Genomic DNA, 22,857 nt, shown 5'->3' on the forward strand with positions numbered 1-22,857 from the left:
AAGGTCATCAGATGTCCATACCTCTCTCTGGTCTAGCCGAAAGATGGGAGGTCTGCTAATTTGCCGATCATGGAGAAGCTCGGTCCAAGCGGCGTCCCCGTCTCCCATGGCCGAGCCCTTTGGCCGCCCCGGACCGAGTTGGATTGACCTATGAGCCGCATTGACGCCCACCACCATGTCTGGGACCTCGCCGCCCGCCCGCACGGCTGGCTCGACTCCGAGCCGATGGCGCCCGTCCGCCGCACGTTCACCCTCGACGACCTCGCCGGGCCGGCGGCTGCGGCGGGGGTGACCGCGACCGTGCTGGTGCAGGTGCTGCACGACCTGGCGGAGACGCGGGAGTTCCTGGCCCTGGCCGCGCAGTCCGAGCTGGTCGCGGGCGTCGTGGGCTGGATCGACCTCACCGCCCCCGACGCCGCCGACACCCTGGCCGGGCTGCCGGCAGGGCTGGTGGGCGTCCGCCACGGCGTGCAGTCCGAACCGGACCCCGACTGGCTGACCCGGCCCGACGTGCGGCGGGGGCTCGCCGCGGTGTCCGCCGCCGGGCTGGCGTACGACCTGCTCACGCTGCCGCACCAGCTCCCCGCCGCCATCGACACGGTGGCCGCCCTGCCCGAGCTGACGTTCGTGCTCGACCACCTGTCCAAGCCGCCCATCGCCTCGGGAGAGCTGGAGCCGTGGCGGAGCCGGATCCTGGAGCTGGCCGCCCACCCGAACGTCTACTGCAAGCTGTCCGGCATGGTCACCGAGGCCGACTGGGCGTCCTGGCAGGTGGCCGACCTGCGGCCGTACGCCGAGACCGTGCTGGAGGCGTTCGGGCCCGAGCGGGTGATGTTCGGCTCCGACTGGCCGGTGTGCCTGCTCGCCGCCGAGTACGAGCAGGTGGCGCAGGCGGCGGACGAGCTGTGCGCGGGCTTGTCGGAAGGCGAGCGGGCCGAGGTCTTCGCCGGTACGGCCCGCCGCGCCTACCGCATCAGCTGATCGAGACACGGAAGGTCGTGTGGTACGACCGCGATTCCTGCGGTCCCAGCCAGATCATGCTGCCGTCCTCCCTGGCCGCCGCGTCGCCTGACACGTGGTGGGTGGACGGCTCCAGCCCGACCGCGTAGTTGCCCGAGCGCAGGTTCAGCCACTCGAAGAAGTACGGGAACTCCTGCGCCGGCCACTCCACGGCGACCTTCATGCCGAGCCGGTCGTTGACCACCGCCACCCGGTGCAGCCCGTCGGCGCCGGGGATGAGCGCATGCTCGTACACCTGCTCCACGAACCCCGGCGCCGGCCCCGGAAAGGTGACGTGGTCGGCCTTCTGCTCGGCCACGCTGTCGCTCTGCCAGAGCGTCTCGCGGATGTCGGCCTCGAGCCTGGCGCCCTCGTCGAGCAGCGGCCAGCCCAGGTTGATGTGGTAGAGGAACATGTGCGGCGCCGGCTCGAACCCGGCGTTGGTCACGGTGTCGACAAGCCTGATCTCGTTCCCGCCCAGGTCGGCCTCGATGCGGCGGACCAGGCGCAGGTTCTCGGCGAAGACCGCGGCCTGGCGCACCTCTCCCTCGGCCCACAGCACGCAGCGGTCGCCGTCCCAGCGTTCGCCGTACCCGGTGAGCCGGGCCGGGATGTTGCCCACCCGGCCGTGCAGCCCATGCCGTACGGACTTGCGGGGCGGGTAGCGGTAGGCGTCGGCGGGCACGTCGCCCCCGAACAGCGTGTGGTCGAGCCCGGCCGTGACGATGAGCCCGGAGAACGAGCGCAGCCAGGACAGCCCGTCCTCGTCGGCGTTCTCGTGCAGTCCGGGGTGGCGGAAGCCGGTGGGGGAGCGCCAGCCGAACGAGCGCCCGGCGTGCTCGGCGTGCCCGATGTCCATGCACCTGTCCACCAGCACGTCGAACGCCAGCCCGGAGCCGGTGCGGAACTCCAGCGTCCTGATGCCGCGCTCGAGGCCGTCCCCGAGCGTCACCAGCCGGACCCCGCCGGCCGCGCTCAGGTCCCCGGTCAGCTCGGCCAGCCGCCTGCGGTCCGGCGTCATGCCATCACCCACCCTCCGTTGACTTCGATGGTCTGGCCCGTGACGAACGACGCGTCGGGCCCCGCGAGGAACGACACCACGGCCGCCAGCTCCTCGGGCGTGCCGCGCCGCTGGAGCGACTGCCGCTCCAGGACGAGCCGGTTGTACGCCTCCGGGTCCTCGTGGATCTCCTCGGCCGCCGTGGGGAAGGCGCCCGGTGAGACGCAGTTGACCCGGATCTCGCGCGGGCCGAGCTCACGCGCCAGCGCCCTGGTCAGCGCCGCCGCCGCGCCCTTGGTCGCCACGTACGCGGCCAGGTCGGACCAGCCGCCGTGCATGGTGATCGAGGCGACGTTGACGATCGCGCCGCCGCCCAGCTCGCCCATCTGCCTGGCCGCGTGCTGAGCCGCCAGCCAGTAGGCCCGCTGGTTGACGGCGTGCACGTCCTCGTACTCGGCCAGCGGCACCTCCAGGAACGGCCTGGCCGGATAGATGGCAGCGTTGTTGACGAGGACGCCCACCGGGCCGAGCCGCGCGGCGGTCTCGGCGAACGCGGCCTCGATCGCGGCCGGGTCGCGCAGGTCGGTCTTCAGGTTGAGGGCGCCTTCCAGCGCGCTCGCGTCGAGGTCGAGCGCCGCCACCTGGTGGCCGTCGGAGGCCAGGCGGCGGACGATCGCCCTGCCGAGCGCTCCGGCGGCGCCTGTCACGAGCGCCGTGGTCATGTTTGCCTCCATTCCTTGTGCAGGTCCCTGAGGAGATCGCGCGCCTTGACGCGGGCGAGCAGCCCGTCGCGGATCAGCGCGGACGACCTCTCCTGCAGGGCGATGTAGCCGGGGAAGCGCGGCCTGATCCAGGCGGCCTCCATAGTGGCGACCGCAGGGTCGTCCTTCCAGGCGGAGCGGGCCGCGGGCTGCCCGCCGGAGGCCGGGAACAGCCCGGTCTGCACCGGCTCCGACAGCAGGCGTCGCAGGTGGGCGCGTACGGCCTCGCGGATCGCGTCGATGCGCCGCCTGGAGACCACGAGCCCCGTGCCGCCCAGCACGCTCCCTGGCGCCCGCCCGGGCCAGGCCGGCGCGTCGGAGAAGGCCAGCGGGTACGCGGTGTACTGGTACACCAGGGGGCAGTAGTCCGAGGCGTTCGCCGTAATGGCGTCGAGGACGCCGATCGGGTTGAGCAGCGACACCGTCGGATCAGCGAGCGCGAGCAACTCGGCCATCAGCTCCAGCGCCCGGAGCCCGCCATCCTCGTCGAGGAAGTCGCCCGAGCACAGCGCGCAGAACATCAGGAAGGCGTGCGGCCCGCCCAGGCACAGCGCCGTCCGCGTGCCCTTGGCGAACTCCGCCACCTCCGGCCACGTTCCCGGCGCCTCGATGCCAGGCCGGGCGACGGCGACCTGGGTGGCCGCGTCGAGAGGCAGCGCCCACTGGCGTCCCTCCAGGTGATAGCTGTCCCACGTGCGGCCGACCGTGCCCGCCCGCAGCAGTGCCAGCTCGTCCGGCTCGAACAGCTCCTCCATCGGCACCAGCGCGTCCATCGCCGCGCCCAGCCCGGGGTGGTCGATGACGAGCACGTCGTACGTCTCGCACAGCTCGGCGATCGGCTCCGACTCGAAGCCTTCGAGCGGCTGCCGGTCCCACTCGACCGGCTCCGGCACATCCCCGTACGGGTTCCGCCCGGCGAGGTCGAGCCGCGTCAGCTCGTCCAGCGGCGCGTACCCCCGGGGATGGTCCCAGGTCAGTCCTCGCATGCCAGCACGCCCTCCGCCACCAGCTCGGCCGTGCGCTCCGGCGGGTAGCCGAGCTCTTCGAGCAGCTCCCTCGTGTGCTCGCCCACCAGCGGCGCGCCCCTGCGCACCTCCGGCGGGGTGGCGCTGAAGCCGTAGGGGAAGCCGGGCGTGGTGACCCTGCCCTCGGTGCGGTGGTCGTAGGTGACGAACGAACCGTTGTGCTCGACCTGCGGGTCCGCCACCAGCTCCGCGTACCCGTACACCGGGCCCGCCCACAGGTGGTGGCGGGCGCAGATCTCCAGCCACTCGGCGGTGGTGCGGTCCGGCAGCCGCCCGGCGACGATCGCGGTGATCTCGTCACGCCTGGTGTGGCCGTCGGCGTCGCCGTCCATGCCGGCCAGCTCCGGCAGGTCCAGCGCCACGGCCAGCGCGTCCAGCCTGGGCATGCCGAGCGCGAGGTAGCCGTCCTTGGTGGCGAACACCCCGTACGGCGCGCGGATGTAGGTGTGGCCGTGCGGCTCCTGCCCGCGCCGCTGCGGAACCCCGCCGACCGTGAAGATCGACAGCTCCTGCATCTGCACGGCGATGGCCGCGTCCAGCATGTTGACGCTCACCCGCTGGCCCTCGCCGGTGCGCGCGCGGTGCAGCAGCGCGGCCAGCGCGCCCTCGAACGCGCTGTAGGCGGTGATGGCGTCGATGGCGTACGTCCCCGCGGGCGCGGGCGGGTCGCCCTCGCGGCCCGTGCTCAGCATGGCGCCGCTCATGGCCTGCAGCAGCAGGTCCTGACCCGGCCTCGACATGTACGGGCCCGTCTCCCCGTACCCGGACATGGAGACGTACACGATGCGGGGGTTGATGCCGCTGATCGTGCCGTAGTCCATGCCGAGCCGCTCCGCCACGCCGGGACGGTAGTTCTGCAGGAACACGTCGGCCGTCGTGGCGAGCTTGTGCACGATGGCGCGGCCCTCGTCGGACTTGAGGTTGACGGCGAGGCTGCGCTTGTTCCGGTTGAGCGACAGGAACGAGGCGTTGACCTCGTTGCCCTTCGCCCCTCCGGCAGGCGCGTGCCGCTGCCACTCGCCGGTCACCGGTTCCACCTTGACCACGTCCGCGCCCAGGTCGCCCAGCCGCATCGCGGCCAGCGGGCCCGCCATCGCGATGGACAGGTCGACCACGCGGTAGCCGTCCAGGACGCCCATCAGCGCCCCTCGAAGACGGGTTCGCGGCGCTCGGCGAAGGCGCCTCTGCCCTCGGCGGCGTCCTCTGTGGCGAAGCAGACGGTCTGCAGGTCGCGCTCGTACTGGATGGCCTGGTCGAGCGGCATCGAGTAGGCCGCTTTGAGGTTGGCCTTGGCGGTCTGCGCGGCGATCGGCGGCCGCTTGGCGATCGTCCCGGCCAGCTCGAGCGCCGCCGGCATCAGCTTGTCCTGCGGGAACACGTCGGTGACCAGCCCCCACGCATGGGCGCGGTCGGCGTTGACCGGGTCGCCGGTGAGCAGCATCGTGGCCGCGTTGCCGGGGCCGACGGAGTGGGCCAGCAGCGCGGACTGGCCGCTGCCGCCGATCCAGCCCAGCTTGATCTCCGGCGCGGCGAACGTCGCCGTGTCGGCCGCCAGCCGGATGTCGCAGGCCATGGCCAGCTCCAGGCCGCCGCCGTAGGCGTAGCCGTTGACGGCCGCGATGATCGGCTTGCGCAGGGCGCGGACCGCGTCGCCGTAGTCGCCGCGGTTGCGGAACTCCCACGGCGTGGCGTACTCGTCCAGCTCCCGGATGTCGCTGCCCACGCAGAACGAGCGCTCGCCCGCGCCCGTGAGCACCGCCACCCGGATGGCGGGGTCGGCGTCCACCCGGCTCAGGCAGGCACGCAGCGCGGCGGCCATGTCGGGGGTGATCGCGTTGAGCTTGGCGGGTCTGTTGAGGGTGACGACGGCCACAGGGCCGTCCACGTCGATGAGGACGTCCAAGGGTTGGCTCTTTCTTGCGGAGGTGGTTCTAGCAGCAGAGGCGTGCTTGCTTATCGGCATGCTGCTCGGCGTCGGCGCGGGCGACCTCGACCACCTCGCGCATGGCCTCCTCGGCCTTGCGGTGGTGGTGGCGCCTGATGGCCAGCGCCACGCGTTCGTGGCCGGGCAGCGTTTCCTTGTTGTGCGCGACTGAACGGGTGTGCACCTGCCGTACGGACCGCAGGGCGATGCTGATCATGTCGTAGATGTAGAGCAGCAGGTCGTTGTCCGCCGCGGCGAACACGGCCTTGTGGAAGGCCAGGTCGGCCTCGATGAACGGCTCGGGGTCGTCGGCCGTGGCGTACAGGGCGGCCAGGGCCTCGTCGATGCGCTGGACCGCGGTCGCATCCGCCCGTTCGGCCGCCACCCTGGCCGCGCCGGGCTCCAGGGCGACGCGCAGGTCCGCGAGCATCTGGATGTCCCCGGGGCGCGGCTCGGGCTCGAACCGCCAGCTCAGGACGTCGGGGTCGAGCAGGTTCCAGGACTCGCGCGGGCGCACTCTGGTGCCCGCGCTCCGCCTGGTCTCCAGCAGGCCCTTGCCGGCCAGGACCTTCACGCCCTCGCGTACGGCGGAGCGGCCGATGCCCAGCTCGCCGACGAGGTCCTCCTCGATGGGGATGGACGTGCCGGGGGCGAGCTCGCCGGTGACGATGCGGGCGCCGAGGGCCTGGACGACCTGAACGTGCCTGTCCCGCTTGGGATCGATTGCCACGCCCTGGACGCTACCGCCAGCGCCAGATTTTTCATAGCATTTCATCCGATGAAGATGAGATTTCATCCGATGAAGTGGGGGCTCATGACCAAGAGACTAGGACTGATCCACACCTCCGCGACCCTGGTCGACGTGTTCGCCAAGCTGTGCGCCGAGCACCTGCCGGGAGTGGAGACGTTCAACATCGTCGACGACAGTCTGATCAAGAACACCATCGCCGCCGGCCACCTCACCCCGCAGACCGCCCGGCGCGTCGCCGGCCACATCGGCTCCGCGGAGGCGGCCGGGGCCGACCACATCCTGGTGACCTGCTCCTCGATCGGCGCCGCCGTCGAGGCCGCCGAGCCGCTGACCGGCGTGCCGGTGACGCGGGTGGACCGCCCGATGGCCGACCGCGCCGTCGCGCTCGGCCGCAGGATCGGCGTGCTCGCCACCCTGTCCACCACCCTCGAACCCACCGCCGACCTGGTCCGTCGCCGCGCGACCGCCCTGAACAGGGAGATCTCGCTGACGGCCAGGTTGTGCGAGGGCGCCTTCGAGGCCCTGATGGGCGGGGACGCCGCCACGCACGACGCCCAGGTGGCCGAGGCGCTGGTCGCGCTGGGCGGCGAGGTGGACGTGATCGTGCTGGCCCAGGCGTCGATGGCCCGCGTGGCCGGAACCGTCGAGGCCCCGGTCCCGATCCTGGCCAGCCCACCTCTCGCCATGGAGCACCTGGCGGCCGCGCTGTGAGCGGGCAGATGGTGTCTTCGGCCACGGGAGGCGCGCGGTGAGCGAGCTGACCGTCGCCACGTACCGCGTGCTCACGCGCCTGCCGCTGGAGCAGGCCGTGAGCGCGATCGCGGGGGAGCAGAGCACTGGCACCTTCGTCAGCGTGCGCGGCGAGACCGACGAACTGCGCGCCCGCCACAGCGCCGTGGTGCTGTCCATCACGGAGATCCCTCCCGCTTCCGAACCCCTGCCGGGGGCGATCGGGGATGGGCCCTTGACGGCGGGCCTGGTCAAGATCGGCTTCCCGCTGGAGAACACGGGACCCTCGCTCACGAACCTGCTGCCCGTGGTCGCGGGCAACCTCTACGAGCTGCGCGAGCTGGCCGGGCTCAAGCTGGTCGACCTGGAGCTGCCCGCGGCCTTCGGCTCCTCGTACCTCCCGGCGCGGTTCGCCGTCTCGGGCACCCGGCAGCTGGTGGGACGCCCCTCAGGGGTGCTGATCGGGACCATCGTCAAGCCCAACGTCGGGCTGCGCCCCGCCGACTACGTGGACCTCGTACGCGAGCTGGGCGTGGCCGGGGTCGACTTCATCAAGGACGACGAGGTGAACGCCGACTGCCCGCCCGCCCCGCTCCCTCAGCGGATACGTGCGGTCACGGCCGCCCTCGACGAGGTGGAGCGGCGGACCGGGCGACGGCCGATGTACGCGTTCAACATCAGCGACGAGCCCGACCGCATGCTGCGCAACCACGACATGGTGGTGGCGGCCGGCGGCACCTGCGTGATGGTCAACCTGAACATCGTCGGCTTCCCGGCCGTCGCCATGCTGCGCCGGCACGCCAGGGTGCCGATCCACGCGCACGTCACCGGCATCGGGGCGCTGGCCCGGCATCCGGGGCTCGGGATCGGGCACGTCGCGTACCAGAAGCTGGCCCGCCTGACAGGCGTCGACCACCTGCACTGCGGCGGGTTCCACAGCAAGTTCTACGTCACGGACGACGAGGTGGCCTCAGCGGTCGCTGCGGTGCGCGAACCGCTGCTCGGCGGCTTCCCCTGCCTTCCCGTCCTGTCGTCCGCCCAGTGGGCCGGCACCGCGCCCGTCACCCTGGAACGCACGGGGACCACCGACCTGCTGGTGCTGGCCGGGGGTGGGGTGCTCGGCCACCCGGACGGGCCGGCGGCGGGGATCGCGAGCATCCGGCAGGCGTGGGCGGCCTCCGAGGCGGGCGTCCCGTTGGACGAGGTGGACGAGCCGGAGCTACGGGCGGCGCTGAAGCACTTCGGCGGGGTGATCCGGAAGTGACGCTGTTCGCCTTCGTCGCGGACGACTTCACGGGGGCGACCGACGCGTTGTGGCAGTTCAGGCGGTTCGGGCTGACCGGCTCCCTGGTCACCGACGTGGCCCGCCTGCACGACGCGGACGACGTCATCGGCATCGCCACCACCTGCCGGGCGTCCGCGGACCCGGTGTCGGTGGCGCTGCCCGCGCTCAAGGCACTGGCGGCGCTGAAGCCGCTGGTCATCCAGTACAAGGTCTGCTCGACGTTCGACTCTTCTCCTGCGCACGGGAGCATCGGCGCGGTCATCGCGGCCCTCCACCGTGAGGGCCTGGCGCGGGGCCCGGTGCCGGTGCTCGCCGCCCAGCCCGAGCTGGGGCGCTACACGTGGTTCGCCAACCACTTCGTACGGGCGGGCGACGAGGTCCTCCGGCTCGACCGCTACCCGCCGATGCGCGACCACCCGGTCACGCCCGCGTCGGAGTCCGACCTCCGGATCCGTCTGACCGAGCAGGGCGCGGGGCGCGTCGGCTGGCTGCCCGCGTCGCCCTTCCTGCCGCCGTCGTCGCCGTCGCCGTCGGAGGAGGCCTATCGGGCGCCGGGCGAGGACTCGGCCTTCGTCGCGGACGCGCTGACCGAGGACCACGTCCGGGCGCTCGGCCGCCTCCTGCTCGCCGACGCCGCCGGCCGCGCCCCGCTGTATTGCGTCGGCTCCGGCGGCCTGAGCTACGCCCTCGCCTCAGCCTGGACCACAGGGACCTCGGCACCAGCCGACACGCTGGGCACGATCTCGGACGGCACACCAGCCCCGGACTCGCCCGCCGCGGTGGCCTCGGGATCGGGTGGTGCGGCGGTGCTGGTCGTGTCGGGCAGCCGCTCCCCGATCACCGCCCGCCAGATCGACACGGCCGAGCGGGCGGGGTGGCGCGTGCTGGACACCTCAGAAGGCCTTCGACGCGCGATCCACGACGGCGTCATGGATGTGGCCACTGGCGCGACCACCGAACCGGGCTGGGGCTCCTTCGCGGACCTCTTCGCCCAGGTGGCGGAGAGCCTGGGCGAAGGCCGGCACACGATCGTCCAGTCAACGCGCGGCCCAGCCCGAGACCCCGCGGCCATCGGGGACCTCCTCGGCCGCATCGCCTCGGTAGCCGTCCGAGCGGGGCTGGTCCGGCGCCTGGTGGTCGCGGGCGGCGACACGTCGGGCCAGGTCGTGGCAGCCCTCGGTGCTCGCTCGCTGGACGTGGTCGCCTCGCTGGCCCCTGGCGCCCCTGTGTGCGTACTGACCTCGGACGATCCCGCATGCGACGAGCTCGAAGTGGCGCTGAAGGGCGGCCAGGTGGGCGGCGACGACTACTTCCTCGCCGTCGCGCGCTGATAAGGAAGCCCTGGGCGAGCGGCGTGAGCGTCTGCTCGCCAAGCGCCAGGAGGAAGACACCACGATGGCGGAAGAGCTACTCGTGCTCGCTGCGAAGATCCGTTCGAGATTGGGTGCTGCGGACCTGTCCACTGACGTCCTGTATGACTCCGAGACAGGGCTCCCCACGTGATCATCGACACCAGCGCGATTGTCGCGATCCTCAAGGGCGAGCCGGATGCCGCCGCCGCCCTGACATACCCTCGCGTACGACCTACGAAGTACGGACCGCGCCCCTGGCGCACTCCCGCGGACGCAGTCAGAAACGCCCCTCGCGCCTGATGACCTGAGCCCCTCGCACACGGCAACGTGGACTCACACGAGACGGCTGCGATGCGCAGAGGGAGTGGAAGTCATGATGTATCCGGACCTGCAGGGCAAGGTGGCGCTGGTTACCGGCGGCTCCGGGGGGATCGGGCGAGAGACCGCCCGGGTGCTGGCCGAGCAGGGGATGCGGGTCGTGGTCAACGGGCGCGACCCGGTGGCCATCGAGGCGGCCGTGAAGGAGATCGGTGGCGCCGCGATCGGCATCGCCGCCGACACCACCGAGTTCGCCGCCGTCGAGGCGATGCGTGAGGAGGTCGAGCGGCGGCTCGGGCCCGTGGACGTGCTGGCGGTCTTCGCGGGCGGCGGGACCGGGATGCCCCGGCCCATCGACCAGATGAGCGAGGAGGAATGGCACACCACCTTGAACGCCAACCTCACCTCGACGTTCCTGGTCATCGGGAGCTTCCTGCCCCGCATGAGAGAGCGGCGCAGCGGGTCGATCATCACGATGTCGTCGCTGGCGGCCCGCACTCCGACCGCCGCCTCGGTGGCGTACACGGCGGCCAAGGCCGGAGTCATCGCGCTGACCAAGCAGCTGGCGTACGAGCTGGGGCCCACCGGCATCCGGGCCAACGTCGTCGCCCCGTCCACGATCATGACGGAGCGGCTGGAGGAGCGGATGCCGTGGGAGTTCAAGGAGCGGCTGCTGGCCGAGCACCCGCTCGGGCGGCTGGGCACGCCGCTCGACGTGGCGAACGTGACGGCCTTCCTCGCCTCCGAGGCGTCCTCGTGGCTCACCGGGCTCACGATCGACGTCGCGGGCGGCAAGTGGATGCCGTAGTGGCCATCTTCGCCGCGCGGGGAGGTTGCCGGGCGTGAAGCTCACACACTGCGCCGCTGTGCGTGAGCTTCCCATTCGACCGTACGGGGCTGGACGCGGCCGACATCCGCAAGGCCGCCGCACTGGCGGAAGAGCACCGCTCGGTGCTCGACGAGATCACCGAGCCCCGCCTGCTCGCCGGCGACCTGTGGACGGTCAACACCATGATCGCCGCCGGGGCCCCTGAGCCGACGATCACCGGTGTGCTCGACCTGGACCGGACCGCGGCCCGGCCGCGACCTGGCGTTCCCTGGTCTATGGGATGCGTCACCTCGGGGCGATCCGGCTGGAGCGCCACCGCCTGGGCAACGCCGACGGTGTGCGGGACTCCTACGAGGCCGTGACCAGGGTACTGTCCGAACTCACTTGACGATCAGCTCAACGTGAAGCGGATCACTTTCCGTGACCATGAAATTATGTCCGGATTCTGTGACACTGGACCCTCGGCGGATGCCCTAAATGACCTCTGAATAAGGGGCGTTTCCGCAGGTCAAGGTAGGTATGGTAAGGCGGCTGACCGACCCTGTGGGGCTATTGCGAGTGACCTGACCGTTATGTCGAACGGTTTCTGACTGTTACATTTTTGCTTATATTCTGCGCGTTGATCGCCATCTTGAGCTGCTAGTGATTTATGCGGCACGAGGTGGGTTTTCGTTGCGGGGACACCTCTCCGGATGGAAGCACGTGTTCCCGGTCAGCGCGAACGGAGAGTAATGGGCAGGTACCTGCTCCGCAGGTTGGTCATAAATGTGATCTTGGTTGTGATCGCGGCAAGTCTGGCGTACATGCTCGCTGCCAGCACTATGAACCCGAGATCGGCATACCAGGGGCGCCAGCCCCCGATCGCCGAGGAGGTCATCGACCGAACCCTCGACGCCTACAACCTGAACGACAAGGTCCCGGTCCTCGTGCGGTACGGCACGTGGGCGAAGGGCGTCATCACCGGCGACTTCGGCAAGACCTGGAACGGTGGCTCGGTCAACGATGAGATGGGCCGCCGGATCATGGTCAGCCTTCGGCTGATGCTCATCGGCACGATCGTGGGCTTCGTCATCGGCGTGGCCATGGGTGCGTGGTCCGCGGTGAAGCAGTACAAGCTCAGCGACCGGTTAATAGGTGTCGGCTCGTTCGTGATCATGGCGGTGCCGGTTCTCGTCCTCGCGACCCTGCTGGCGATCGCCACGTACAACCTGAACAGAGGGCTCGGGTTCACGCTGATCGAGTACACCGGCGAGTACAACCCCCGGCTGTCGGGTTGGGACCAGTTCGTCAACCGGCTGAACCACCTGATCCTGCCGACCATCTCGCTCAGTCTGGGCCTGGTCGCCTTCTACAGCCGGATCCAGCGCAACATGATGCTCGACGTGCTGAACCAGGACTTCGTCCGCACCGCGATGGCCAAGGGCCTGCGGCGCAGGACGGCGCTCACCAAGCACGCGCTGCGCACCGCGCTGATCCCCGTCGCCACCTACTTCGCCTTCGCGTTCGGGACGCTGTTCACGGGAGCCACCTTCACTGAGAAGATCTTCGCCTGGCACGGTATGGGCGCCTGGTTGGTCGACTCGATCAACGCGAACGACGTCAACTCCGTCGCCGCGGTGACCTTCTTCACCGCCGTCTGTGTCCTGTTCGCCGCCTTCCTGTCCGACGTGCTGGTGGCGGCCCTCGATCCTCGGGTGCGGGTGAGCTGACATGCGCTCGAAAGTCGTCCTCCGGCGCCTGATCCGGAACAATCAGGCACGCTACGGCTTCGCCGCCCTGATCCTGCTGGTGGCGCTGGCCTACCTCGGCCCCTACTTCGGCTCGTACGACTGGACGGACAAGGACTTCCTGGCCTTCCTGTCGCCTCCCGACGCCGACCACTGGTGGGGCACCACCTCGATCGGCCAGGACATGTACGCGATCACGCTGCGCGGCATGCAGAAGTCGATCGTCATCGGCCTCCTGGTCGCGCTTATTTCGACCGGCCTGGCCGCGGTCGTGGGCGCGTTCGCCGGATATTTCGGCGGCTGGGTGGACCGGGTGCTCATGTGGGGCGTGGACCTGCTACTGGTCCTGCCCAGCTTCCTCATCATCGCGATCATCTCGCCGCGGCTCAAGGCAGGCTCCTCCTGGCTCTGGTTCGTGGTGCTGCTGGCCGCCTTCTCCTGGATGATCACCTCCAGAGTGGTGCGCAGCATGACGATCTCGTTGCGTGAGCGGGAGTACGTCCAGGCCGCCGTCTACATGGGCATCGCGCGCTGGAAGATCATTTTCCGGCACATCGTGCCCAACATGTCCTCCTTGCTCATCATCGACGCGACGGTCAACGTCTCCGGCGCGATCATCGGCGAGGCGGCGCTGTCCTTCTTCGGCTTCGGCATCCAGCCGCCGGACGTCTCGCTCGGCACGCTGATCGCGGCCGGCTCCGGCAACGCCACCGGCTATCCATGGCTGTTCGCCTTCCCCGCGGGCCTGCTGGTGCTTCTCGTGCTCAGCGTGAACCTGATCGGCGACGGCCTGCGTGACGCACTCGACCCGGGGAGCAACTCGTGAGCATCTTGGAGGTCAGGGACCTCACCGTCACCTTCCCCGGCGGCATCGAGGCCGTGCGCGGCGTCAGCTACGAGGTCGAGCGCGGCGAGGTGCTCGGCATCGTCGGCGAGTCCGGCTCGGGCAAGTCGGTGACCTCGCTGGCCGTCATGGGCCTGCTGCCGCCGAAGGCCGTGGTCAGCGGCTCGGTCAAGCTGCACGGCCGTGAGCTGCTCGGCATGGACGAGGACGAGCAGATCAAGGTCCGCGGCAAGACGATCAGCATGATCTTCCAGGATCCGCTGTCGGCGTTCACGCCCGTCTACACGATCGGCGACCAGATCGCCGAGGCCGTGCGCATCCACCAGAAAATGGGGAAGGACAAGGCCGCCAAGCGGGCGGTCGAGCTGCTCGACCTGGTCGGCATCCCGAATCCGCACCTGCGGGCCAAGGCGTTCCCGCACGAGTTCTCCGGCGGCATGCGCCAGCGCGCGATGATCGCCATGGCCATCGCCAACGACCCCGACCTGCTGATCTGCGACGAGCCGACCACCGCGCTCGACGTGACCATCCAGGCGCAGGTGCTGGAGGTGCTCAAGACCGCCCAGCAGGAGACGGGCGCCGGCATCGTGATGATCACCCACGACCTGGGCGTCATCGCCGGCATGGCCGACCGGGTGCTGGTCATGTACGCGGGCCGGCCGGTCGAGCAGGGGCCGGTGGACGACATCTACTACCGGCCGCGCATGCCGTACACGATGGGGTTGCTCGCCTCGATCCCCAGGGTCGACGGCGAGGAAGGGCCGCTCGTGCCCATCGAGGGCAACCCGCCCTCCCCGTCGGCGCTGCCGCCCGGCTGCCCGTTCGCGCCGCGCTGCCCGATGAAGGTGGACATGTGCGACGACGAGGAGCCGCCGCTGACCCCGTTCGGCGGTGGTCGCCACGTGGCGTGCATCCGCTCGCACGAGATCGAGCACAAGGGCCTGACCGGGGCCGACGTGTTCCCCGTGCCGGTCATCCCGCCGAGCGACGTGGTACGCGTGCCGCGCGCCGAGCGCGCCACGGTGCTCGAGCTCGACGACATGATCAGGCACTACCCGCTGATGAAGGGCGCGGTCTTCAAGCGCCGCGTCGGCACCGTGTTCGCGGTCGACGGCATCAGCTTCGACATCGCCGAGGGCGAGACGCTGGCGCTGGTGGGCGAGTCCGGCTGCGGCAAGACCACCACGCTGCAGCAGATCATGCAGCTCCAGCCGCCGCAGGGCGGGCGGGTCGTGGTGCTCGGCAAGGACAGCGCCAAGCTGGACGGCGCGGCGCGCAAGGGCCTCCGCCGCGATCTGCAGATCGTCTTCCAGGACCCGATGGCCGCGCTCGACCCGCGCATGCCGGTCAGCGACATCATCGCCGAGCCGCTGCGCGCGCACGGCAAGAAGAACGTGGCCGAGAAGGTCGCTGAACTGCTCCAGCTCGTCGGGCTCTCCCCCGAGCACGCGGAGCGCTATCCGAACCAGTTCTCCGGCGGCCAGCGCCAGCGCATCGGCATCGCCCGCGCGCTCGCGCTGGAGCCGAGGCTGCTGGTGCTGGACGAGCCGGTCTCGGCACTCGACGTCTCCATCCAGGCCGGTGTGATCAACCTGCTGGAGGAGCTGAAGAACAGGCTGGGGCTGTCGTACCTGTTCGTGGCCCACGACCTGGCCGTGGTCAGGCATCTGGCCGACCGTGTGGCCGTCATGTACCTCGGCAGGATCGCCGAGATCGGGACGGTCGAGAACGTCTACGACCATCCAGCCCACCCCTACACGCAGGCGCTGCTGTCGGCGATCCCGCTGCCGGACCCCGAGATGGAACGCACTCGCGTGCGGATCCTGCTCGAAGGCGACCTGCCCAGCCCGGCAGACCCACCGTCGGGATGCCGGTTCCGCACCCGCTGTCCCAAGTTCGCCGTGCTCAGCGAGGCGGAACGGCGGCGGTGTGTGGACGAAGAGCCCTCGGTTGCTCGGCTGGCGCGTGCCGTGGACCACGGCGCCGCCTGCCACTACGCGGAGGAGATCGAGGTCATCACGGCCTCGGACGATCAGGAGGAAAAGTGAAGGTTCGTTACCGTGCGGCCGCGGGCGTCGCGGTGCTGGCCCTGGCCGTCGCGGCCTGTGGCGGAGGTGGCGGCGAAGCCAAGAAGCCGAGCGCCGAGCAGTCGCAGCAGGCTCAGAAGCAGATGTCGGAGACCCCGGCGATCAGCATCAACCCGGTCCCCTACGAGCAGGTGAAGGACGGCGGCACGCTGACGCTCGCGGTCGGGCAGTGGCCGACCCAGTGGAACGGCAACCACGTCGACGGCAACCAGGCCGACACGGCGGACATGCTCGACCCGATCATGCCGCAGCTCATGGTGTCCGACGAAGGGGCGCAATTCACGGCGAACCCCGACTACCTGACCGACGTGAAGAACGACCTGTCGTCGGGCAAGCAGGTCGTCACCTACACGATCAACGACAAGGCCACCTGGTCGGACGGCACGCCGATGACGTGGAAGGACCTCGAGGCCGCGTGGAAGGCCAACAGCGGCAAGAACAAGAAGTTCAAGCCGGCGTCCACGGACGGCTGGGACAAGATCGAATCGGTGACCAAGGGCGACACCGACAAGGTCGCCATCGTCACCTACGCCAAGCCGTACCCGGAGTGGATGGGGCAGTTCTCCCGGTCGCCGCACCTCTACCCCGCCAAGCACATCGAGACGCCCGAGGCGTACGAGAAGGACTACCTGCAGAAGATCCCGGCCACCGCGGGCCCCTTCAAGGTCGAGAAGATCGACGAGGGCACCAAGACGCTCACGCTCGTGCGTGACGACAAGTGGTGGGGCAAGAAGGCCAAGCTCGACAAGGTCATCTTCCGGGCGATCGAGTCGCCGGAAGCGCAGGTGAACGCCTTCGCCAACGGCGAGCTCGACGGCGTGGAGATCCCGTCGGGTGCCCCGGCGGAGCTGAAGCGGGCCAAGGAAGTCCCGAATGTGGACATCCGCAAGGCGCTCAGCCCGAACTGGCGGCACATCACGGTCAACAACCAGAGCGAGTTCCTGAAGGACAAGAACATCCGGCACGCGGTCTCGTACGCGATCAACCGTGACGTGATCACCCAGTCGGACCTGAAGGACATGGACTGGCCGCTGCAGACGCTCGGCAACCACGTCTTCATGAACAACCACAAGGGCTACGTCGACAACTCCGGCGACCTCGGCAAGTACAACCTGGAGAAGGCCAAGCAGCTGCTGGACGCGGCCGGCTGGAAGCAGGAGGGCGAGTACCGCAAGAAGGACGGCAAGGAGTTCGACCTGAACTTCGTCATCCCGACGGGCACGCCGGTGTCGCAGACGGAGGGCGAGCTCACCCAGGCCATGCTCAAGGAGGCCGGGATCAAGGTCAACATCAAGCCCGTCCCGCTTGACAAGTTCTTCACCGACTACATCATCAAGGGCGACTTCGACCTGGTGCCGTTCTCGTGGATCGGCACGCCGCTGCCCATCGGCGGCCTGAAGCAGATCTACTACACCGGCTCCGAGAGCAACTTCCCGAAGGCCAGCGACCCGGCCGTCGACGCCGCCATCGACGCGGCGGTGGACGAGATGGACCCGGCCAAGGCCATCGAGAAGGCCAACGCCGCGGACAAGCTGGTCTGGGACATGGTGCACACCATCCCGCTGTACCAGCGTCCCGACATCCAGGCGACCAAGAAGACGCTCGCCAACTGGGGCGCGCGCGGCTACAAGAGCCTCGACTACTCGATCGTCGGCTTCACCGGCTGATCTCCGCGTAGGACGGACCCCCGGCCGGCTTCCCGGCCGGGGGTTTCCCGTTATCCGGCGAACTCCCGCAGCGTCATCGGCGGGCGGCCGCCGTAGCGCTGGATGCTCTCCGTGACCCGGAAGAGCGGATGGTCGCCGGAGCCGATGAAGCGGAAGATCGCCCACAGGTGCGTCAGGTGCTCGACCGCGTACGGGTCGCCGTAGAAACCCAGCGCCCGCGCCTCCCACTCCTCGGGCGGCAGATCCACGTACGGGACCCCGAGCGCGTCCGCCGCCTCCCCGATCGTCGCCATCTGCCCGTTCACCAGGCACACCGGCTCCGCCGGCCCCGGGTCCAGCAGGACCCCGGCCGCCACCCTCGCCACGTCCTCACCCGCGACCAGCGGGACCCACGTGTCCGGCGGCCCCAGCGGGAGTGCCAGCGTGCCGCCCGAGGCGGCGACGGCGAGATTCTCGAAGAACACCCCGGCCCGCAGGTGCACCGCGCCCACCCCGGCCCAGTCGAAGACCTGCTCCGCCACCCAGTGCCGGCGCATCCGCGGAGTCCCCGCCTCGGGGGAAGCGTCGAGCTGCGACACCTCGACGACGCGCTCCACGCCCTCCTCCTTGGCCGCCGCGGCGAACACGCCGGTGGCGTCGAGCAGCCCCGCCGTCACCGGATACGTGAAGAACGCCCTCCTGACCCCGCGCATGGCGGGCCGCACCGACGCGATCTCCCGCAGGTCGCCGACCACCACCTCGGCCCCGAGCTTGCGCAGCTCCTCGGCGCGGTGGTCGTCGGAGTGCACGAAGGCGCGCACGGCCTCGCCGCGCTCCAGCAGCAGGTTCGTCACGTGCCGCCCGGTCGAACCCTGGGGCCCGCCCGCCGCTCCAGTGACAAGGATCATCGCTCCTCCTCTTCCGGCAGGGTCAGCGTGAACAGGCCGAGCCGCTCCAGATCGCGCAGGAACGGCCCGGCGGGGAACGCCTCGGCCGGGCCGTACACACCCGGGCCAACGGGGTTCTCCGTCAGCCTGACGGCGGCCTCCACCGAGGCCAGCGCGCTCAGGCGCCACAGGTCCTGACCGCTGACCTGCCCCGCGCGCCCGCCCTTATCGGTGATCACCTGGACGGCGACCGTGAAGCTGGAGCCCGCCCGGGTGCCGGCGTCCACGTCCTCGCTGGTGAACGCCTCCGGCTCCTCGAACGTGTGCGCCGTGAGCTGTGCCTCCACCGTTTTCGCCGGCACATGTCTGGGGACGGTGACCACCTCGGAGAACGGGACGGGGGCGATCATCGTGCGGGGGCCGAGCGGCGGCGGGAACGGGAAGACGGCGTTACGCGGCTCGACGTAGCCGACGTGCTGGGCTCCGTCCGCGTAGGTGATCCGCTGGGTATCGGCGAACAGCAGTTCGGCGGTCTTCTTGGCGCCCGCGGTCAACCGCCAGCCGCTCACCGCGTACGCGCTGATCACCCGTTCGATGTCCGTCATGCCGCCGGCCACGGCCCCGGCGAGCAGGTCGCCCATCCCGCCGTAGAAGCTCATCGCCGTGATCATGGCGATGCCCGCCTTCCTGGCGGGTTCGGACATGGCCTCGAACATCCACTTCGTGTGGTGCTGCTCCAGGGCGTGGTCCACGTAGTGGCAACCACCCTCGGCCGCCGCCGTGGCGACGGGCTTGCCGGTGTGCGTGAACGGGCCCGCGCAGTGGATCAGCACGTCCGCCCGCTCGGCGAGCGCGCGTAACGCGGCGGGGTCGTCCAGCGCGGCCTGGTGCACGGGCGCCCCGCCGAGCTCGTCTGCCAGGGCCTTGAGGGCTCCGCCGTCGCGACCGGCCAGGATGACGTCCCGGCCGCGGGCGCGGAGCTCGGCCGCCGCCAGTCGTCCGGTGTGGCCCGTGGCGCCGTAGACGGCGATGTGCGGTGAGGACACGGCTCACCTCCATGATTCATACTGGGAGTACGTAACTGTCCTTCGAAGTTACGTACCGCGAGTATGTAAGTCAATGGGAGCAGCACGATGATCCGCCGTACCCAGGCAGAGCGATCCGACGAGACGACGGGGCGGTTGGTGCTGGCCGCGCGGGAGCTGTTCGGCGCGCAGGGATACGCGGTCACGTCGATCGACGCCATCGCCGCCGCGGCCGAGGTGACCAAGGGGGCCGCCTATCACCACTTCGGCGGCAAGGTGGAGCTGTTCCGCGCGGCGTTCGTGGGGGAGCTGGAGGCGGTCGACGCCAAGCTCGAGCAGGTCGCCGCCGAGGAGGGCGACCCGTGGGCCGCGCTGCGGCGCGGCTGCCGGACGTTCCTGGAGCACTGCCTCGATCCGGGCTTCCGGCAGATCGTGTTGCTGGATGCGCCGTCGGTGCTGGGCTGGGAGACGACCCGGGAGATCGAGTACGGCCACATGCTACGGATCGTGCTCGACGGGCTGCGCCTGGCCGTGGCGTGCGGGCAGGCCCCGGACGGCGACCTGCCCGCACGCGCGCAGATCATCTTCGGCGCGCTGTGCGAGGGCGGGATGTTGCTGGCCCGCTCCCAGAGCCCGGCGGCCGACCTGCCGCGGATCGCCGCGGAGGCCGACCGGTTCCTGGAGGCGTTGCGGCTGTGATCAGCCGTGCGAGTCGGTCGCGGAACCCTTGAGCGTGGAGAAGCAGGACGGGCCGTTCTGGCCGTCGAACCGGACGGAGTCGAAGAAGTCGCGGAAGTCGATGTAGAAGTTGCCCTTGTCGCGCGGACTGGTCACCGCCGAGCAACCGCCGTAGTTCGCCTCCGAGAAGAGGTGGATGTAGGAGTCGGTGCGGTTCCAGTCGGACTTGGCGCGGTCGGCCATGCCCAGGGCGGCAAGGTCGGGCGTGTCAGCCTTGATCTGGATGATGTCGCCGGCACCGTCGAGGCCGGAGAACATGCAGTAATAGCCGTCCTGGCACCTGTCGTAGCCGGTGGCTGCCTGGGCGGGGACCGCCAGGGCGGCCAGGGCAGCGGCAGCGAGCGGTAACGCCAACATGTGAAGCTTCTTGCCCACTATTCCTCCACGGGTGAAACTTTCTTTCGGCTCGACCATACATGGCGCGATCTTGTCAGGAAAGGGGTCGGCTCACGCCGTCCTCATCGCCCGCAGGCCGTGGATGAACAGCTCCAGGTGACGGCGGGCGAGCTCCTGGTCGGCCTCCGCCGAAAGCGGCCCGGGGAGGGGGCGGGCGATCCGTACGAGCATCATCACGATGTCCATGAACGTGACGTCCTCCGGCAGCGCGCCCGCCGCGTGGCAGTCGGCGATGAGCTGCCGTACTGCGCGGGCGGACTCCTCGCGCACCGGTGACAGCTCCGGGTCGTTCGCCGGTTCGACCAGGTCCAGCAGGGCAGGGAGCACGGCCGAGACCCGCAGCTCGAGCGCCTCGCGCAGGTACCGCGCCAGCGCCTCGAACGGGTCGCGCTCCTCCTCGGCCGCCGCCACCGCCGCCGCGGCGGTCCTGGTCAGAGCGTCCAGGGCGACCGCGTGGAAGAGGGCGTCCCGGTCGGGGAAGCGGCGGTAGAGCGTGGCGCTCCCGACTCCGGCGCGCCGGGCGATGTCGTCGAGCGGCACGTCGGGGCCGCGTTCGGCGATCATGTCGCGCGCGGCGAGCAGGATCTGCTCCAGGTTGCGCCGCGCGTCGGCCCGCATGGGCTTGGACTTCACGAGTCCGAGCATAGCGGCTAAGTGGGGGAAATTTCCCCGGTTGGGTTGTGTCGGCCTTCGGCGTCGTGCGACAGTTAACCGGGGAGTTTTTCCCCACTTAATCAGACAAAGGGGTAGATCATGAGCAGTGAGGAGCGGGTCCTCGACCTCGTCGACCGCTGGGTGCAGGCCGAGCTCAACGGCGATGCCGACGCCTTCGGCGACCTCCTCGGCGACGACTTCGCGGGTATCGGCCCCGTCGGGTTCAAGCTGGACAAGCAGCAGTGGGCGGGCCGCCACCGCGGCGACCTGAAGAACCACCACTTCGCGATCCTCGACCCGCAGGTCCGCTTCCACGGCGACACCGCGATCGTGAGCGGCGTGCAGGAGCAGCGCACCTCGGTCAGAGGGCACGAGGTCAACGACTCGTTCCGGGTGACGCTGGTCGCCGTCGGGCAGGGCGACCGCTGGCTGATCGCCAACATCCAGCTCAGCGGGCCGCTCCAGGACCCGTCGGCGCCGCCGCCGTTCGCCCGCGAGCGAGGCTGAAACTTTCACCCTTTTTCCAACTGGCATGGGTGCGGCGCCGGGGGAGGGTGGGTGTGCCGCCACCTTGGGCCGGGCTCCTTGGCCGGACCGGTTTCGGGGCCTTGTGGCGCCCTTGCCCGCCACGACCGGCGGGCTACACCTCCGGGATGTCGGGTATGTAGAGAGACCTCGACAATCCGTCAAGGAGCCAGTCATGCGCATCCGCACCGCGATCATGGTCCTCTTAGCCGCCGCCGGGCTGGTCCTGGTGGGTTCACCGCCGGCCTCCGCCATCGGCGGCTTCGACTACTCCCGGGCGCAGGTGGCCGCCACGGGCCTGCAGGTGCCGTGGGGGCTGGCGTTCCTGCCGGACGGCAGCGCTCTGGTCTCGGAGCGCACCACCGCCAAAATCCTGCAGGTACGGCCCGGGCAGGCGCCCACGCAGGTGGCCACCGTCAACGGGGTGTCCGCCTCGGGGGAGGGCGGGCTGCTCGGCATCGCCGTGTCGCCGACGTACGCCCAGGACCAGTGGGTGTACGCGTACTTCAGCAGCAGCACCGACAACCGGCTCGTGCGCCTGCGGCTGAGCGCCCCGCAGACCCAGACCGTCCTGCTCTCCGGCGTGCCGCGATCCTCCATCCACAACGGCGGGCGCATCGCGTTCGGTCCTGACGGCCTCCTGTACGTGGCCACCGGCGACGCGGGCAACACCGCCAACGCCCAGAACCTGAACACCCCCGCCGGGAAGATCCTGCGCATCAGGCCCGACGGCGGCATCCCGCCGGGCAATCCGTTCGGCAACTCCCGGGTCTACAGCTACGGGCACCGCAACGTGCAGGGACTGGCCTGGGACACGCAGGGCAGGCTCTTCGCCGCCGAGCTGGGGCAGAACGCCAGGGACGAGATCAACCTCATCGTGGCGGGCGGCAACTACGGCTGGCCCACCTGCGAGGGCGTCTGCGGCAACCCGTCGTTCCGCGATCCCATCGTCACCTGGTCGACGGCCGAGGCGTCGCCGAGCGGGCTGGCGTACGCGAACAACACGCTCTTCGTAGGCGCGCTACGCGGGACGCGGCTGTGGACGGTGCCCGTGACGAGCGGTGGCGGGGCAGGGACGCCGGTCGCCGAGCTCCAGGGCACGTACGGGCGGCTGCGCACGGTGACGGTCGGGCCCGACGGCTGGCTGTGGGTGACGACCAGCAACCGGGACGGCCGCGGCACCCCGGCGGCCACGGACGACCGCATCGTCCGCATCCCGCCCACCGGCACCGCCTCCTGACCGTCCACCAAGGCGGCGGCGTACAGCACATCGGACGCCGCCGCCGGACGACGTGGAGCCGGGTGGGACTCCAGCTGCAGCGAAGCCGCGGTCCACCCCGGCCCGGCTCGGCGAT

At 70.3% G+C, this 22,857-nt stretch carries 23 protein-coding genes; 13 read left to right on the forward strand and 10 right to left on the reverse strand.

The genetic code is table 11. From position 1 onward, the window contains the following. Positions 1-150: 150 nt before the first annotated feature. Positions 151-981 carry an amidohydrolase family protein gene (locus ACQPWU_RS15815; protein WP_433440611.1) on the forward strand — a complete coding sequence of 277 codons (831 nt, stop codon included), beginning with the start codon at positions 151-153 and terminating at the stop codon, positions 979-981. Here the strand turns inward: ACQPWU_RS15815 and ACQPWU_RS15820 are convergent. From ACQPWU_RS15820 to ACQPWU_RS15845, 6 genes are read right to left on the reverse strand one after another with little or no spacing between them, the layout of a single operon-like run. Continuing rightward, positions 974-2,020: an aldose 1-epimerase family protein gene (locus tag ACQPWU_RS15820; protein WP_433440613.1), complete on the reverse strand. Its 1,047-nt coding sequence runs from the start codon at positions 2,018-2,020 to the stop codon at positions 974-976. The genes ACQPWU_RS15815 and ACQPWU_RS15820 overlap by 8 nt on opposite strands. Further along, positions 2,017-2,721 carry an SDR family NAD(P)-dependent oxidoreductase gene (locus tag ACQPWU_RS15825; protein WP_433440615.1) on the reverse strand — a complete coding sequence of 235 codons (705 nt, stop codon included), beginning with the start codon at positions 2,719-2,721 and terminating at the stop codon, positions 2,017-2,019. Before ACQPWU_RS15825 ends, ACQPWU_RS15820 begins: the two co-directional genes overlap by 4 nt. Continuing rightward, positions 2,718-3,746, reverse strand: coding sequence for a hypothetical protein (locus ACQPWU_RS15830; protein ID WP_433440617.1), 1,029 nt, complete (start codon positions 3,744-3,746; stop codon positions 2,718-2,720). Before ACQPWU_RS15830 ends, ACQPWU_RS15825 begins: the two co-directional genes overlap by 4 nt. Continuing rightward, positions 3,734-4,924, reverse strand: coding sequence for a CaiB/BaiF CoA transferase family protein (locus tag ACQPWU_RS15835; RefSeq protein ID WP_433440619.1), 1,191 nt, complete (start codon positions 4,922-4,924; stop codon positions 3,734-3,736). The genes ACQPWU_RS15830 and ACQPWU_RS15835 overlap by 13 nt, the downstream gene beginning before the upstream one ends. Continuing rightward, on the reverse strand, positions 4,924-5,688 hold the full coding sequence (locus tag ACQPWU_RS15840) for an enoyl-CoA hydratase/isomerase family protein (protein WP_433440621.1): 765 nt from the start codon (positions 5,686-5,688) through the stop codon (positions 4,924-4,926). Before ACQPWU_RS15840 ends, ACQPWU_RS15835 begins: the two co-directional genes overlap by 1 nt. 28 nt (positions 5,689-5,716) lie before the next feature. Continuing rightward, positions 5,717-6,439 carry a FadR/GntR family transcriptional regulator gene (locus tag ACQPWU_RS15845; RefSeq protein ID WP_433440623.1) on the reverse strand — a complete coding sequence of 241 codons (723 nt, stop codon included), beginning with the start codon at positions 6,437-6,439 and terminating at the stop codon, positions 5,717-5,719. A gap of 84 nt (positions 6,440-6,523) precedes the next feature. Here ACQPWU_RS15845 and ACQPWU_RS15850 point away from each other — a divergent pair, with 84 nt between their 5' ends. The 9 genes from ACQPWU_RS15850 to ACQPWU_RS15890 all read left to right on the forward strand — a co-directional run bounded on the left by ACQPWU_RS15850 (position 6,524) and on the right by ACQPWU_RS15890 (position 17,298). Continuing rightward, positions 6,524-7,171: an aspartate/glutamate racemase family protein gene (locus tag ACQPWU_RS15850; protein ID WP_433440625.1), complete on the forward strand. Its 648-nt coding sequence runs from the start codon at positions 6,524-6,526 to the stop codon at positions 7,169-7,171. Between the two features lie 37 nt (positions 7,172-7,208). Then, a complete protein-coding gene (locus ACQPWU_RS15855) occupies positions 7,209-8,453 on the forward strand; it encodes a RuBisCO large subunit C-terminal-like domain-containing protein (RefSeq protein ID WP_433440627.1) in 1,245 nt (414 codons plus the stop codon). After that, complete coding sequence (locus tag ACQPWU_RS15860; RefSeq protein ID WP_433440629.1) at positions 8,450-9,805, forward strand: four-carbon acid sugar kinase family protein; 1,356 nt, start codon at positions 8,450-8,452, stop codon at positions 9,803-9,805. Before ACQPWU_RS15855 ends, ACQPWU_RS15860 begins: the two co-directional genes overlap by 4 nt. Positions 9,806-10,199: 394 nt before the next feature. Beyond that, positions 10,200-10,952 carry an SDR family NAD(P)-dependent oxidoreductase gene (locus ACQPWU_RS15865; protein ID WP_433440631.1) on the forward strand — a complete coding sequence of 251 codons (753 nt, stop codon included), beginning with the start codon at positions 10,200-10,202 and terminating at the stop codon, positions 10,950-10,952. Positions 10,953-11,014: 62 nt separating this feature from the next. Further along, positions 11,015-11,335, forward strand: a complete 321-nt coding sequence (locus ACQPWU_RS15870; protein WP_433440633.1) for a hypothetical protein — start codon at positions 11,015-11,017, stop codon at positions 11,333-11,335. A 369-nt stretch (positions 11,336-11,704) separates the two neighbouring features. Continuing rightward, on the forward strand, positions 11,705-12,682 hold the full coding sequence (locus ACQPWU_RS15875) for an ABC transporter permease (protein WP_433440635.1): 978 nt from the start codon (positions 11,705-11,707) through the stop codon (positions 12,680-12,682). A gap of 1 nt (position 12,683) precedes the next feature. Then, positions 12,684-13,526 carry an ABC transporter permease gene (locus ACQPWU_RS15880; RefSeq protein ID WP_433440637.1) on the forward strand — a complete coding sequence of 281 codons (843 nt, stop codon included), beginning with the start codon at positions 12,684-12,686 and terminating at the stop codon, positions 13,524-13,526. Continuing rightward, positions 13,523-15,592, forward strand: a complete 2,070-nt coding sequence (locus tag ACQPWU_RS15885) for an ABC transporter ATP-binding protein (protein ID WP_433440639.1) — start codon at positions 13,523-13,525, stop codon at positions 15,590-15,592. The genes ACQPWU_RS15880 and ACQPWU_RS15885 overlap by 4 nt, the downstream gene beginning before the upstream one ends. Further along, complete coding sequence (locus ACQPWU_RS15890) at positions 15,589-17,298, forward strand: ABC transporter family substrate-binding protein (RefSeq protein WP_433440641.1); 1,710 nt, start codon at positions 15,589-15,591, stop codon at positions 17,296-17,298. The genes ACQPWU_RS15885 and ACQPWU_RS15890 overlap by 4 nt, the downstream gene beginning before the upstream one ends. A gap of 50 nt (positions 17,299-17,348) precedes the next feature. Here the strand turns inward: ACQPWU_RS15890 and ACQPWU_RS15895 are convergent, their stop codons facing one another. Then, positions 17,349-18,185: an NAD(P)H-binding protein gene (locus tag ACQPWU_RS15895; protein WP_433440643.1), complete on the reverse strand. Its 837-nt coding sequence runs from the start codon at positions 18,183-18,185 to the stop codon at positions 17,349-17,351. Continuing rightward, complete coding sequence (locus ACQPWU_RS15900; protein WP_433440645.1) at positions 18,182-19,210, reverse strand: saccharopine dehydrogenase NADP-binding domain-containing protein; 1,029 nt, start codon at positions 19,208-19,210, stop codon at positions 18,182-18,184. The genes ACQPWU_RS15895 and ACQPWU_RS15900 overlap by 4 nt, the downstream gene beginning before the upstream one ends. Before the next feature lie 87 nt (positions 19,211-19,297). Here ACQPWU_RS15900 and ACQPWU_RS15905 point away from each other — a divergent pair, with 87 nt between their 5' ends. Further along, entirely contained in the window at positions 19,298-19,888 is a 591-nt protein-coding gene (locus ACQPWU_RS15905; RefSeq protein WP_433440647.1) for a TetR/AcrR family transcriptional regulator, read from the forward strand. On the opposite strand, the gene ACQPWU_RS15910 is transcribed toward ACQPWU_RS15905, so the two are convergent. Together ACQPWU_RS15910 and ACQPWU_RS15915 are read right to left on the reverse strand one after the other, a co-directional pair. Further along, positions 19,889-20,284: a peptidase inhibitor family I36 protein gene (locus ACQPWU_RS15910; RefSeq protein ID WP_360699115.1), complete on the reverse strand. Its 396-nt coding sequence runs from the start codon at positions 20,282-20,284 to the stop codon at positions 19,889-19,891. It lies immediately after the preceding gene. Positions 20,285-20,374: 90 nt separating this feature from the next. Further along, complete coding sequence (locus ACQPWU_RS15915) at positions 20,375-20,956, reverse strand: TetR/AcrR family transcriptional regulator (protein ID WP_433440650.1); 582 nt, start codon at positions 20,954-20,956, stop codon at positions 20,375-20,377. Positions 20,957-21,076: 120 nt separating this feature from the next. Here ACQPWU_RS15915 and ACQPWU_RS15920 point away from each other — a divergent pair, with 120 nt between their 5' ends. Together ACQPWU_RS15920 and ACQPWU_RS15925 are read left to right on the forward strand one after the other, a co-directional pair. After that, complete coding sequence (locus ACQPWU_RS15920; RefSeq protein ID WP_433440652.1) at positions 21,077-21,484, forward strand: nuclear transport factor 2 family protein; 408 nt, start codon at positions 21,077-21,079, stop codon at positions 21,482-21,484. A gap of 193 nt (positions 21,485-21,677) precedes the next feature. Next, on the forward strand, positions 21,678-22,742 hold the full coding sequence (locus tag ACQPWU_RS15925; RefSeq protein WP_433440654.1) for a PQQ-dependent sugar dehydrogenase: 1,065 nt from the start codon (positions 21,678-21,680) through the stop codon (positions 22,740-22,742). Positions 22,743-22,857 lie beyond the last annotated feature (115 nt).

The organism is Nonomuraea sp. CA-141351 (assembly GCF_050944675.1).
GTDB lineage: Bacteria > Actinomycetota > Actinomycetes > Streptosporangiales > Streptosporangiaceae > Nonomuraea.

Bases quoted from the DNA above. Each gene is read 5' to 3' on its own strand.
- ACQPWU_RS15830 (WP_433440617.1), bottom strand. From the start codon at position 3,746: ATGCGAGGACTGACCTGGGACCATCCCCGGGGGTACGCGCCGCTGGAC.
- ACQPWU_RS15880 (WP_433440637.1), top strand. From the start codon at position 12,684: ATGCGCTCGAAAGTCGTCCTCCGGCGCCTGATCCGGAACAATCAGGCA.
- ACQPWU_RS15835 (WP_433440619.1), bottom strand. From the start codon at position 4,924: ATGGGCGTCCTGGACGGCTACCGCGTGGTCGACCTGTCCATCGCGATG.
- ACQPWU_RS15895 (WP_433440643.1), bottom strand. From the start codon at position 18,185: ATGATCCTTGTCACTGGAGCGGCGGGCGGGCCCCAGGGTTCGACCGGG.
- ACQPWU_RS15865 (WP_433440631.1), top strand. From the start codon at position 10,200: ATGATGTATCCGGACCTGCAGGGCAAGGTGGCGCTGGTTACCGGCGGC.
- ACQPWU_RS15925 (WP_433440654.1), top strand. From the start codon at position 21,678: ATGCGCATCCGCACCGCGATCATGGTCCTCTTAGCCGCCGCCGGGCTG.
- ACQPWU_RS15850 (WP_433440625.1), top strand. From the start codon at position 6,524: ATGACCAAGAGACTAGGACTGATCCACACCTCCGCGACCCTGGTCGAC.
- ACQPWU_RS15820 (WP_433440613.1), bottom strand. From the start codon at position 2,020: ATGACGCCGGACCGCAGGCGGCTGGCCGAGCTGACCGGGGACCTGAGC.
- ACQPWU_RS15815 (WP_433440611.1), top strand. From the start codon at position 151: ATGAGCCGCATTGACGCCCACCACCATGTCTGGGACCTCGCCGCCCGC.
- ACQPWU_RS15825 (WP_433440615.1), bottom strand. From the start codon at position 2,721: ATGACCACGGCGCTCGTGACAGGCGCCGCCGGAGCGCTCGGCAGGGCG.
- ACQPWU_RS15905 (WP_433440647.1), top strand. From the start codon at position 19,298: ATGATCCGCCGTACCCAGGCAGAGCGATCCGACGAGACGACGGGGCGG.
- ACQPWU_RS15910 (WP_360699115.1), bottom strand. From the start codon at position 20,284: ATGTTGGCGTTACCGCTCGCTGCCGCTGCCCTGGCCGCCCTGGCGGTC.
- ACQPWU_RS15875 (WP_433440635.1), top strand. From the start codon at position 11,705: ATGGGCAGGTACCTGCTCCGCAGGTTGGTCATAAATGTGATCTTGGTT.
- ACQPWU_RS15920 (WP_433440652.1), top strand. From the start codon at position 21,077: ATGAGCAGTGAGGAGCGGGTCCTCGACCTCGTCGACCGCTGGGTGCAG.